This is a genomic window from Marinomonas sp. PE14-40 (assembly GCF_051623805.1).
Lineage (GTDB): Bacteria > Pseudomonadota > Gammaproteobacteria > Pseudomonadales > Marinomonadaceae > Marinomonas.
On the sequence record NZ_CP130700.1, the window covers coordinates 849,495 to 861,169 of the forward strand.

12 protein-coding genes are annotated in these 11,675 nt (G+C 38.2%); 5 read left to right on the forward strand and 7 right to left on the reverse strand.

The annotated features are described in order from the left end of the window. Positions 1–20: 20 nt before the first annotated feature. The 3 genes from Q0A08_RS03915 to Q0A08_RS03925 form a co-directional block, all read right to left on the reverse strand. Positions 21–1,652, reverse strand: coding sequence for a 3-hydroxyacyl-CoA dehydrogenase (locus Q0A08_RS03915; protein ID WP_438465011.1), 1,632 nt, complete (start codon positions 1,650–1,652; stop codon positions 21–23). Between the two features lie 20 nt (positions 1,653–1,672). Further along, entirely contained in the window at positions 1,673–2,479 is an 807-nt protein-coding gene (gene paaG, locus Q0A08_RS03920; protein ID WP_438465013.1) for a 2-(1,2-epoxy-1,2-dihydrophenyl)acetyl-CoA isomerase PaaG, read from the reverse strand. 84 nt (positions 2,480–2,563) lie between these two features. Next, the gene (locus tag Q0A08_RS03925) at positions 2,564–3,352 is read right to left on the reverse strand and encodes an enoyl-CoA hydratase-related protein (RefSeq protein WP_438465014.1); all 789 of its coding nucleotides are present in this window, start codon (positions 3,350–3,352) and stop codon (positions 2,564–2,566) included. Positions 3,353–3,530: 178 nt separating this feature from the next. Here Q0A08_RS03925 and Q0A08_RS03930 point away from each other — a divergent pair, with 178 nt between their 5' ends. The 5 genes from Q0A08_RS03930 (at position 3,531) to Q0A08_RS03950 (ending at position 7,469) form a co-directional block, all read left to right on the forward strand. Further along, positions 3,531–4,145, forward strand: coding sequence for a phenylacetic acid degradation protein PaaY (locus Q0A08_RS03930; protein WP_438465016.1), 615 nt, complete (start codon positions 3,531–3,533; stop codon positions 4,143–4,145). 87 nt (positions 4,146–4,232) lie between these two features. Further along, the gene (gene paaX / locus Q0A08_RS03935; RefSeq protein WP_438465017.1) at positions 4,233–5,153 is read left to right on the forward strand and encodes a phenylacetic acid degradation operon negative regulatory protein PaaX; all 921 of its coding nucleotides are present in this window, start codon (positions 4,233–4,235) and stop codon (positions 5,151–5,153) included. 301 nt (positions 5,154–5,454) lie between these two features. Further along, positions 5,455–6,255 carry a motility protein A gene (locus Q0A08_RS03940; protein WP_438465018.1) on the forward strand — a complete coding sequence of 267 codons (801 nt, stop codon included), beginning with the start codon at positions 5,455–5,457 and terminating at the stop codon, positions 6,253–6,255. Further along, complete coding sequence (locus Q0A08_RS03945) at positions 6,252–7,028, forward strand: OmpA/MotB family protein (protein WP_438465020.1); 777 nt, start codon at positions 6,252–6,254, stop codon at positions 7,026–7,028. The genes Q0A08_RS03940 and Q0A08_RS03945 overlap by 4 nt, the downstream gene beginning before the upstream one ends. Positions 7,029–7,040: 12 nt before the next feature. After that, the gene (locus Q0A08_RS03950) at positions 7,041–7,469 is read left to right on the forward strand and encodes a hypothetical protein (RefSeq protein WP_438465022.1); all 429 of its coding nucleotides are present in this window, start codon (positions 7,041–7,043) and stop codon (positions 7,467–7,469) included. Between the two features lie 85 nt (positions 7,470–7,554). On the opposite strand, the gene Q0A08_RS03955 is transcribed toward Q0A08_RS03950, so the two are convergent. The 4 genes from Q0A08_RS03955 to Q0A08_RS03970 form a co-directional block, all read right to left on the reverse strand. Further along, entirely contained in the window at positions 7,555–8,727 is a 1,173-nt protein-coding gene (locus Q0A08_RS03955) for an O-succinylhomoserine sulfhydrylase (RefSeq protein WP_438465024.1), read from the reverse strand. Between the two features lie 105 nt (positions 8,728–8,832). Continuing rightward, positions 8,833–10,341, reverse strand: coding sequence for an amidophosphoribosyltransferase (purF, locus tag Q0A08_RS03960; protein WP_438465026.1), 1,509 nt, complete (start codon positions 10,339–10,341; stop codon positions 8,833–8,835). A 122-nt stretch (positions 10,342–10,463) separates the two neighbouring features. Further along, complete coding sequence (locus Q0A08_RS03965) at positions 10,464–10,997, reverse strand: CvpA family protein (RefSeq protein ID WP_438465027.1); 534 nt, start codon at positions 10,995–10,997, stop codon at positions 10,464–10,466. Between the two features lie 74 nt (positions 10,998–11,071). After that, complete coding sequence (locus Q0A08_RS03970) at positions 11,072–11,650, reverse strand: SPOR domain-containing protein (RefSeq protein ID WP_438465029.1); 579 nt, start codon at positions 11,648–11,650, stop codon at positions 11,072–11,074. Positions 11,651–11,675 lie beyond the last annotated feature (25 nt).

The window sequence follows — 11,675 nt, forward strand, 5'->3', positions numbered from 1 at the left end:
GTGAATTTTAAAAGTTTAGCTTAATGAGCAGGCTCATTTACTATTTTTTTACCGCTAACACTTAAACGTCTTAACAAAGATGAAGGCCGATATCTATCTTCACCATAACTAAGCTGGAGATTTACAAGCGTTTGATGAATAAGAGTTAATCCAACTCTTTGCCCCCAGGCTATTGGTCCTTGAGGGTAATTAACCCCAGCACACATTGCTTTATCTATATCTTCCCCTGTCGCCACGCCTTGCAAGCAAGTCTCTACTGCTTCATTGGTCAACATGGCCAATGTTCTCATTAAAACTAAACCAGGAATGTCATCGAGTTTGATTAACGTTATTCCAATTAATCCGAATAAGGTGTAGGCATCATCTAAAGCTTGTGACGAACAGTTATCTGAAGCACTAATTGCTAATTTAGTAATACTTGAGTAATCAAATGCTAAGTCAAATAACACCAAATTATTAAGGCTTTCTTCTTTCGCTCTTTCGGTTGCAGTAAGGCCATTTGTTAACGCTATATGTGCCTCGCCAAATTTAAAGCTAGTGACTATTTGCTGCTCTAAGTCTTGGTTGGTTTCATTATCAAAATAAAAATTATCATTTAGAAAACGTTCAATTAACCCTTTAGTTGGACTCAACTGATTTTGCTGATTTTCTTGTTTGGATGTGACTTGTATTTGTTTTAAAAGCCCCTCTGGCGCTTTACTTTCCGTCCATTTTCTATCTATTGGTAAATCCGTAAGATTGTTCGGTATGTGTTTATCGCCATTGGAATCATATTGATAAAAGCCACGTCCTGTTTTTCTTCCAAGAAACCCAGCTTCTAATAAACTTTTTTGACTCAAAGATGGTTTAAACTTGGGGTCTTGGTAATAGGCATGAAATACCGACTCTGTCACAGCGTAATTAACATCATGTCCAATTAGATCCATCAACTCAAAAGGGCCCATTTTAAAGCAGCCACACTCTCGCATTAATTCATCTATTTGCGAAACACTGGCTCCTTGTTCATCTAAAATCCTTAATGCTTCAGCATAAAATGGTCGTGCGACTCGGTTTACAATAAAGCCTGGACTACTTTTGGCGTAAACAGGCTTTTTTTCCCAACGTATACAAGCTTGGTATAAAACTTTGGCTAGCGCTTGGTCACTTTCTAATCCACTAATGACTTCGACTAACGGCATGACTGGTGCAGGATTAAAAAAATGAAGCCCTAAGAAACGTTCTGGTCTAGAAAGTTTAGACGCGATGGATGTTATAGAAATAGATGAGGTGTTTGAGGTAAATATACAGGTTTCTTTGCAGATAGACTCTAACTCAAGAAATAAAGACTGCTTAACATCTAAATTCTCTATAATTGCTTCTATGACTAAATCGGCACCAGCCAATTCATTCATTGAATATGTTGGGATAATATTCTCCAAACATAAATCATAATTTTCTTGGCTTAACTTCCCTTTTAAAACTCGCTTATGTAACTGTATAGCAACCGACTCTTTTGCTTTGAAAATTGCAGCTTCATTCTTATCAAAAAGTAATACTCTATGGCCTGATTGAGCCGCAATTTGAGCAATACCTGCTCCCATAGCACCAGCACCAATAACAGCAACAACGCTGGTGCTATCAAACTTTGCTATCAATGGTTTTGATTGTGACATAGTGTTAGCCTCCACTTCTGCTAATTACCAGTGAACTTTGCTGGTCTTTTTTCAATAAAAGCATTAACACCTTCACGATAATCATCAGATCGACCTGCTAATCTCTGTAAATCACGTTCAAGGTCTAATTGAGCATCAAAGCTTTGTTCCTCACTCGCATGTAAAGCACGTTTTATTAATGCCAAGCCCTTTGTTGGTTGCTCTGAGAAATGTAGAGCCATTGCCATTGTTTCATCCATCAAGGATTCATTATCTATAGCACGCCAAATCAACCCCCATGACTCAGCTTTTTCAGCGGGTAGTTCTTCCCCTAATAGCGCTAAACCTTTAGCTCTTGCCATACCAATTGTTTTTGGCAAACTCCAAGTGCCACCTGAATCAGGTATGAGGCCCAATTTACAAAAAGCTTGAATAAAACTTGCTGATTTAGCGGCTAAAACAATATCGCAAGCCAAAGCAATATTCGCTCCAGCTCCTGCTGCTACACCATTTACAGCACAGATAACAGGTAATGGTAAGGCTTTAATTTTACGTATCATTGGATTGTATTTAAGCTCTAACGATTCGCCTAAATCTGGCACATCGCCCCCTGGAGCAACATTACGATCAGATAAATCTTGCCCAGCACAGAAACCTCGTCCAGCACCGGTAATTACCAGTACGCGTACACTCGCGTCATTTTCTATTCTTTTTAACGCTAGTCTCATTTCTTCATGCATATGCGCATTAAAGCTATTAAGTTGTTCCGGCCTGTTTAAAGTTAAAACAGCAATGCCTTTATTGATTTCAAGAATTATTGGTTCAAGCTGTCCAGTATTTTCTTTCATGAATTATTCCTTTTATCTATTAGTCTCGCCATCAGCTTGAAGGTGCAGCCTCAAGTAATAAAACAACAACCTCAAATAAGCGTTTTAGCGACCTATATATCTCGGTTTTCTTTTTTCTTTAAAGGCAGCTAAGCCTTCCTGTCTATCTTCTGTCGCTGCAAGAAGACAAAAAGCTTGCCGTTCAAACGCTAAACCCGTAGATAAATCAGTATCCTGAGCCTTATTTACGCTTTGTTTTATGAGGTTGACAGCGACACTAGCCTGGAGAGTAATCTGCTTGGCAATTGTTAAACCTCTTTCTAAACTTAATTCTGGTACACAAATTTCACTGATTAGCCCAGAACTTAAAGCCTGTTTAGCATTGATAGGTTCACCTGTTAGTGTCATTTGCATTGCTAAAGATTTACCAACTGCGTGGAGTAACCTCTGGGTACCACCAGCACCAGGCATAATGCCAAGCTTAATTTCAGGTTGAGCAAATTTAGCGTTATCACCAGCAATCAGAATATCGGCATGCATGGCAAGTTCGCATCCACCCCCATAGGCATAACCATTTACTACAGCGATAATCGGTTTTTTACTAGATGAGATTACCTGCCAATAAGCTGACCTTTGGTCAAAGAGTAGGTCTTGCATATCCATATTAGACATTTCATTTATATCAGCGCCTGCAGCAAAAACTCGGTTACTACCAGTGATAACAATGCACTTAATCTCATCACCCTCATTTGCCTTTGCTACCTGTTCTGCTATTTCACCTAATAGATAATTATTCAATGCATTAAGTTGTTTAGGTCTATTTAATTTTAGTAGACATATATGCTTTTCTATTTTTTCGACTATTAATACTGTTTCAAGATCTTGAGTCATCATAAAAATCGCTTTGATTATTAGTTAAATCATCATGGCTAATGTATGAGTTAATTTTGTTAACTTCTTTCGATTATAATAACTTTATGACACAGGTCAACTTGCATAAAGATAAATTTGTGTGTCATATTATTAAATAAAGCAACTTACTCTTACGCTCAATTCATAAAAGGTGATTTTTATGCCATGTTATAAGCTTGATGGTATTCGTCCTGTTGTACACACAAAGGCATTTGTGCACCCAACTGCCGTGCTTATTGGTGACGTACACATTGATGAAGCTTGTTATGTTGGTCCAAATGCCTCGTTAAGAGGTGACTTTGGTCGTATCGTTATGGAAAAGGGCTCAAACATCCAAGATAACTGCGTTGTACATGGTTTTCCGAAATCAGATACCATCATTAAAGAAAACGGCCATATTGGACATGGCGCGGTTTTACATGGTTGCCAAGTAGGTAGAGACAGTCTTATAGGAATAAATGCCGTTATTTTAGATAATGCCGAAATAGCTGATTTTTCCCTTGTTGGAGCAGGCGCTATTGTGAAAGCAGGCTTTACATGTGAGCAAGGATCTTTGATTGTTGGATCTCCAGCAAAAGTGACACGTAAATTATCTGAGAAAGAAATAAAATGGAAACAACTAGGAACAAAGGAATATCAAAATTTGGCAGTTCGTTGTCAACAAACATTAGAAGAGTGCTCCCCTTTACCGTTTGCGGAAGACAATAGGAAGCGCATGGATGAATATGTCCAAAGCAGCTCATTAGCCCCAAAGATAGAGTCTGATGTTAAGTAAACACATGATTCTATTAGCATTAACCCTCTACTGAATTATATAATGCTAAATGACACACCTTAAACGCTAATAAAATGAGATATGTTAATGTCAGCACAAACTGAGCTAATTCTTTTGATAGAAAATTTCAAAAATCAAAGACCTCTGCGGGCAGGCTCTTTGATTATTAGCTTATTTGGTGACGCAATTACGCCAAGAGCAGATAAGGTGTGGCTAGGTAGTTTATTTGAATTACTATCACCTTTTGGTATTAACGAAAGACTTGTGAGAACCTCTGTTTACAGACTGGTAAATGAAAATTGGCTACAAGCCGATAAGCAAGGTAGACGTAGTTATTATTGCCTAACAAATTCTGGCTCTAAGCGCTTTAACAATGCATTTGAGCATGTCTACCAGATGAAAACACCTCATTGGCAAGGTAGTTGGTGCCTTATTTTTCTTAATCAATTAATGGGGGATAAAAAAAAGGAAGTTAGGGATGAACTTGAGTGGTTGAGCTTTGGTGCGTTAGGCAATGATGTAATGCTACACCCTAGAATTAATCGACTCGACATTAGTGCCCTGTTAAACGAATTAGAGTGCCAGCAAGATGTAATTGTCATGCAGACAGAATCAATTTCAGAAAAGAGCCCTCAAGCGTTATACAAGCAAGTTAATGAAAGTTGGAATTTGGATCAATTAGCAAATCGTTACCATGATTTCATTTCAACATTTAATCCTTTATACCAAGCAATAAAACAAAATATGGATTTAACCGACCAAGATTGCCATCTTGCTCGAACCCTATTGATACATGAATATCGTAAAATAGTACTGAAAGACCCTCAGCTTCCAGACCCATTATTACCTAATGATTGGGAAGGCTATCAAGCAAGACAACTATGTCGAAGTTTATACCAATCATTATATTCTCAAGCAGACAATTGGTTAGATTTACATTTGGAAAACGAGCTCGGGAAATTACCGCCTGTAGACGACAACTTTTATCAAAGGTTTGGCGGTTTGTAGAAACGGATTATGATAATTAATTATCTAAACGATTCTGGTAACAAGGCTTATAAATAATCACCTTGTTACCTGTTAGGCTACTCAAATGTAAGCGTATTTATAACCCACTCTCTCACTCTTACAACTTCATTAAAACTACACTTTGTTACATTGACGATGGTGATCGATATGTTGTCTACTATTCATACAATTGTTGACGAAAAAATCATGAGTTTCGTACTCTTTTATTAATCGCAGGTGTATTTTAGAAAAACATGAGTTAAATTATTATCGTTTTGATTTTATTAAGGTAACACTGCAGATGGATTTTACATCACTGATTGGTATCATTTCAGGTTTTGGCTTAATTCTTTATGCCATTGTGCTTGGAAGTAATGATTTCAGCATTTTTATAAATGTGCCGGGTATCATGATTGTAATCGGAGGAACGCTTGCCGCAACTTTAGTTACCTTTCAGATACGTGACACTTTGGCCGCATTTAAAGCTGGCTTTATCATTTTTTCCCAAGATAAACAAAACCCTCAAGTCATGATTGCGACCATGTTGCAGTTAACTAAACTAGCCCGCCGTGAGGGACTAATAGCACTAAGTCGTGTTGAGGCAGACTCACCATTTTTAAAACGCGCTTTAAATATGGCATCTGATGCCAATGACGAAGACTATATTCGTAAAACATTACAAGCTGATATCGACTCCTTAAAAATCAGACACTATGTAGTACAAGATGTATTTAAAAAAATGGGCTCATATGCCCCCGCATTTGGCATGCTTGGAACGCTCATTGGTTTGATTCAGATGTTATCAAGACTTGATGACCCTGAAATGATTGGCCCTTCAATGGCCGTAGCCCTTCTTACGACTTTTTATGGCTCTTTAATGGCAACCGTTATCTTTTTGCCCATTGCAGGTAAACTTAAAGCAAGAACCATTTTGGAAATTCAAACACTAGAAATTATTCGAGATGGTACGGTCAGCTTAATGGGAAGTAATAACTACCTAGCTGTATATGAACGTTTGTCTTCTTATATTCCAGCTAAACAAAGAAAATTACCTACTGCTGGTGATAAAGAGAACGAAAAAGCCGCAGGCGCACGAAAATGAATGACGATCCGTTATTTGAACAGGAAGAAGTGGCCGATTGGATTTTTACCTATGCCGATCTAATGTCACTACTTTTAGTCTTCTTTATTTTGTTATTTAGTATGACAAAAGTCTCTAAATATACGTTAGAGTCGGCCCTTTCATCCATTCAAATTGCAATGAACAGTAGTGGTGCTAATGTTACCCAAGACCCAGAAAAGCACTCTGCGGGTGGTGAGAACGTTGTACAACCAGAGGAACACCAGATAGGTGTGAATGATGACTTTATTACCTCATCAACTAATACTGCTGGTGCTGCCGAAGTGCTGGAGCAAGAAGAGCTAAAAGAAATAGAGGAAATGACTGCAGAGGTTCATAAACAGCTAGAGATATCGCAAATTAGTAATGTGGTGTCAGTACAGCAAAATGGTGATCAACTTATCATTACTGTTGATGGTCAAACCTTATTCGAATCTGGAGAATCAGAACTTTCCTGGCAAGCTGAATATATTTTTGAAGAGCTCATTAGAATGTTTCAGTTTTATTATGAGTTTTCTATTAATATTAAGGGACATACAGATAACATCCCCATACGTACAGTGAAATTCCCCAGTAACTGGGAGTTGTCAGCAATAAGAGCAACAACCGTTTTAAGATATTTTTTAGAGGAAGGAATAGCGCCACAAAGAATGACAGCGACAGGTTATGCTGACAGTGTCCCTATTGCACCTAATAATAATGAAGATAATAGAGCCCTCAACAGGCGTGTCGAATTTGTATTAGAGAAAAATTAAGCGAACAGATTAATGGAAAACTTAGAAGAAATTGGATTCACTTACGAGTCTTCAAACAAACGTAATGCAGTAAGAGTAGATACTCACGGCTACCCTCTTGTGTTTCATATTGACCGTGATACTCGTTTTAACTGTACAGATTTAAGTTTTACTGGTTGCTCTTTAGGAGATACTCCTCAGTACGAACTTAACACGTCAATGAAGTTTGTAGTGACCTATAAAGGCAAAAAAATTGGGGCCTTAATCGCCAAAATGGTTTACGCGAGAAAAGAGTCGACAAGCTGGCAGTTTACAAAAACACAAGAAAGCGTACAAGAATTCGTTGAAAAATTTGTGCTTGAGGTTCAAAAAATAGAGCTGAAAAAAGAAGCAGAAATAAGACTTGCTGAAAAAGAGGCTGAGTTTCTCGCTCAAGATGATGACGATTTAGAGCCTAAATAATTACCACTATTGTTAGAACTTGGCAGTTAAATTAGTCATAAAAAAACGACCATATGAGGTCGTTTTTTTATGACTAAAAATTAGGTTATAAGCTATCAAGACCCGTTTTCAAATCATTAATAATATCTTCAATATCTTCAAGACCAACAGATATACGTACTAAGCCTTCTGCAATACCTGCTGCATCTTTCTGTTCATCCGTTAAACGCCCATGAGTCGTTGTAGCAGGATGAGTTACGAGCGTCTTTGTATCCCCTAGGTTGCCCGTAATAGACATCAATTTAGTGCCATTAATGACTTTCCAAGCAGCTTCTCGTCCACCATCAACAACAAATGATAATAAACCACCAAAGTCTTTTTGCTGTTGCTTAGCTAGTTCATGATATTTATGACTGGCAAGGCCACCATAATTTACCTTACTTACTTTAGGGTGAGCCTCTAACCATTGTGCTAATTGCATAGCATTCCCTGAATGAGCCTTCATACGTAAGGATAAGGTTTCTAAACCATTCAATAATGTCCAAGCATTAAATGGACTCATTGCTGGTCCTGCACTTCTCATAAAGCCGGTAAACTGATCGATAATTTCTTGACTTGAAATTAATGCGCCACCTAGGCAACGGCCTTGTCCATCAATAAATTTAGTTGCTGACTGCATTACAATATCAGCACCTTGTGTAAGAGGGTTTTGTAAAGCAGGTGTTGCAACAACAGTATCAACACAAAGTAACGCACTTTTAGCATGACAGATTTCTGCAACCCTTTTTACATCGACAACCTCATACAAAGGATTTGAAGGCGTTTCAAAATAACAAAGGCGTGTATTCTCATCTACTAGGGATTCCCAACCTTCATAATCTGTTGCATCTACATAGACAACATCAATACCAAACTTAGTGGTGTATGCATCGAAGAACTTGATAGATGAACCAAAGATATTACGTGAACAAACTACCCTATCACCAGATTTCAACAAGGTATAAGCTAATGTCATCAATGCAGCCATGCCAGAACTGGTTGCTATCGCGGCTTCACCTTTTTCTAGACTTGCTAATCTTTTTTCAAAAAGAGCAACGGTAGGGTTCGTGAATCGAGAATATACGTTGCCATCCATATCACCACCAAACATAGCGGCAGCTTCTTCAGCACTTGAGTAAGCAAAGCTAGAAGTCATAAAAATAGCTTCGCTATTTTCCTGCTCATTAGTTGGTTTGATACCAGCGTGAATCGCTTGGGTAGCATCTTTGTATTCCGACATAATATATTCCTAACACGAAACGGAGATTAGAATCTCCAGAAAATCATAAAAAAAGCGAGATAAATAAGAGAGTTAATAGATAACCCTCTTATTTAATAGAGGTTACTAGAATGGACGCATCATGTCATTTGATTGCGGTTGTGATTCTTGTTTTTGCGTGTCTTTTCTTGAAGCTTCCAGTCTGTTTAAGTATGTTTCATCGATATCACCAGTAATATAATTACCGTCGAATACAGAAGTATCAAACTCTCGAACATCTGAATGCTTCTCATCAATACAAGCATCAATAAGATCACTTAGATCCTGGAAGATTAAGCCATCCGCACCAATTAGCTCACAAATTTCACTAACATTACGGTTATGTGCGATCAGCTCTTCTGCAGCAGGCATATCAATACCATAAACATTTGGATAGCGTACTTCTGGAGCAGCAGAGGCGATATAAACTTTTTTAGCGCCTGCATCACGTGCCATTTCAATAATCTCTTTACTTGTAGTGCCTCGAACTATCGAGTCATCCACCAATAAAACAGCCTTATCTTTAAATTCAAACGGCACAGGGTTAAGTTTTTGACGAACAGATTTACGTCGAACTTCTTGTCCAGGCATGATAAACGTACGACCGATATAGCGGTTTTTAACTAAACCTTCTCTAAATGGTACGCCAATTTCTTGGGCAATTTGAAGTGCTGCAGTACGACTAGTATCAGGGATAGGTATGACAACATCTATATCTAAATCAGCCCATTCAACCGCAATTTTCTTGGCTAACTTTTCACCCATATTAATACGAGCTTTATAGACAGAAATATTATCAATTACTGTATCAGGACGAGCAAAATAAACGTATTCAAACAAACAAGGGCGCGAGATTTTTTCCGGCGTGCATTGTCTGAAATATACTTGCTGATTCAAATCCATAAAAATGGCTTCACCAGGCTTAATATCACGCTCAACTTTAAAACCAGCAGCATCTAACGCAACACTTTCCGAAGCGATCATATACTCAGTATCACCAGCTTCGGTGATACGAGAGCCATATATTAGAGGACGGATACCATCAGGATCTCTAAATGCAAGTATGCCGTAACCAGTAATGAGCGCAACAACGGCATAACCACCCTCTATACGATGATAAACACGCTCTACCGCGTTAAAGATATCATCAGGTTTTGGGATTAGCTTACCTTCTTGATGTAGCTCATGAGCTAGTACATTCAATAATACTTCAGAATCAGAAGTGGTATTAATATGACGTAAATCTGACTCAAAAACTTCTTGTCCAAGTTTTTCTGTATTAGTCAGGTTGCCATTATGGGCAAGTGAAATACCATAAGGAGAGTTGACATAGAAAGGCTGAGCCTCTGCAGAACTAGAAGTCCCAGCGGTTGGGTAACGAGCATGACCTATGCCTATGTTACCCATGAGCTTCTTCATGTGACGTGTTCTAAAAACTTCACTAACACTGCCATTATCTTTACGTAAACAAAGTTTACCATTATGGCTGGTCACCATACCTGCAGCATCTTGTCCACGATGCTGTAGTAAGGTTAACGCATCATAGATAGCCTGGTTAACCAATGAAGTACCCACGATACCAACTATACCGCACATGCTTTTATTCCTCGTGTTTGGGGTGGTGAAATTCACCTAAAACTCAAGAAACAGTTTCCGCTAAGCTGTTTGTTGGGATTCAATAAATCACAACAAACATGTTACTTATTGAATCCGTTTCTCTAACTGCCGAGAGCGCGCTCTATGAGGGATGGATCTAAATAATCCGAACCCTTGCCTAACACATCACGCGCCCAATCTTTAAGTACGACCAACTTAGGTACTAACTTAGAGTCTTTCCAAAAGTCTGTTTCAGTAACAACAGGACTTAAGCTTAACAAAGAGGTAAAGGCGACTAAAATAAGTGTGCCTCTAGCAAATCCAAACAACATGCCCAGCACCCTATCCGTACTGGATAATCCAGTAATCTTGATTAAGGAACCGAGTAAAAAATTTATTAATGCGCCAACACATAAACTAACAACAAATAAAGAGGCGAATGCGACTATGTAGCGGATTTGATCATTCTGAACCTGATCAACAATTAGACTTTGCATTTGAGACGAAAACTTCACAGCAATAACAAAGGCTAACACCCAAGTTATTAATGATAGTACTTCTTTAATGAAACCACGTTTTAGACTTAATAACGTGGATAGTGTTATGACTGCGAAAACAACCCAATCAAGGGTCGCAATAGAACTAATCTGATCCATATTTGCCTCATCTAATCCGCAGTGAAGTTTACCAGAAGTCGATTAAATGCCAAGGCATAAAACTTTAAATCAATCTAATTTGCGGAATATTTAACGATGAAACCCTCAAGAGAAAACTTCTTCTTAATCTCTTGTTTCAAAGATTCAGATCTTGATCGTTTTATTTCAGGGCCAACATAAACTTTGAACAAAGTTTTCGTGGTAATGGTGTAAGCTGGGTAATTTGCAGCTTGTAACTTTTTCACAAGCGCGTTGGCATTTTCTCTACTTTTAAAGCTGGCTATTTGAAGCGTCCACTTAGCTTTTTTACTGGTTTTTTCTAGTTTCTTAACAACAGGCACCTTAGTTTGCTTAGGCTCCTGTTTTGTAACCTTACTAGGTGCAGGTGTTTTTGGCGTTTGAACAACCACATCTTTAGTTTTAACATCATTCGCTTTATTAAGTTTTTTGAACTCAATTTGCTTATCAACGCTTGGCAAAGGCTGAACAGACTTAATGACAACTTCTGGAATAACAGGTGCTTTAGAGACTTGGATATCTAGATCAAGTTCAGGAGGCCTTTCTCCATCAAGAATTACAGGAAGCAATGCCGCAGCGGCAACCAGCATAATACCTGCGCCAATCAGTCTATGAGTTGAACTTTTATCCAGCATTAATCCTGAGCCTGCTTAATATATG

Bases quoted from the DNA above. Each gene is read 5' to 3' on its own strand.
- Q0A08_RS03965 (WP_438465027.1), bottom strand. From the start codon at position 10,997: ATGGATCAGATTAGTTCTATTGCGACCCTTGATTGGGTTGTTTTCGCA.
- paaG (WP_438465013.1), bottom strand. From the start codon at position 2,479: ATGAAAGAAAATACTGGACAGCTTGAACCAATAATTCTTGAAATCAAT.
- Q0A08_RS03925 (WP_438465014.1), bottom strand. From the start codon at position 3,352: ATGATGACTCAAGATCTTGAAACAGTATTAATAGTCGAAAAAATAGAA.
- Q0A08_RS03955 (WP_438465024.1), bottom strand. From the start codon at position 8,727: ATGTCGGAATACAAAGATGCTACCCAAGCGATTCACGCTGGTATCAAA.
- Q0A08_RS03950 (WP_438465022.1), top strand. From the start codon at position 7,041: ATGGAAAACTTAGAAGAAATTGGATTCACTTACGAGTCTTCAAACAAA.
- Q0A08_RS03970 (WP_438465029.1), bottom strand. From the start codon at position 11,650: ATGCTGGATAAAAGTTCAACTCATAGACTGATTGGCGCAGGTATTATG.
- Q0A08_RS03930 (WP_438465016.1), top strand. From the start codon at position 3,531: ATGCCATGTTATAAGCTTGATGGTATTCGTCCTGTTGTACACACAAAG.
- Q0A08_RS03915 (WP_438465011.1), bottom strand. From the start codon at position 1,652: ATGTCACAATCAAAACCATTGATAGCAAAGTTTGATAGCACCAGCGTT.
- Q0A08_RS03945 (WP_438465020.1), top strand. From the start codon at position 6,252: ATGAATGACGATCCGTTATTTGAACAGGAAGAAGTGGCCGATTGGATT.
- Q0A08_RS03940 (WP_438465018.1), top strand. From the start codon at position 5,455: ATGGATTTTACATCACTGATTGGTATCATTTCAGGTTTTGGCTTAATT.
- paaX (WP_438465017.1), top strand. From the start codon at position 4,233: ATGTCAGCACAAACTGAGCTAATTCTTTTGATAGAAAATTTCAAAAAT.
- purF (WP_438465026.1), bottom strand. From the start codon at position 10,341: ATGTGCGGTATAGTTGGTATCGTGGGTACTTCATTGGTTAACCAGGCT.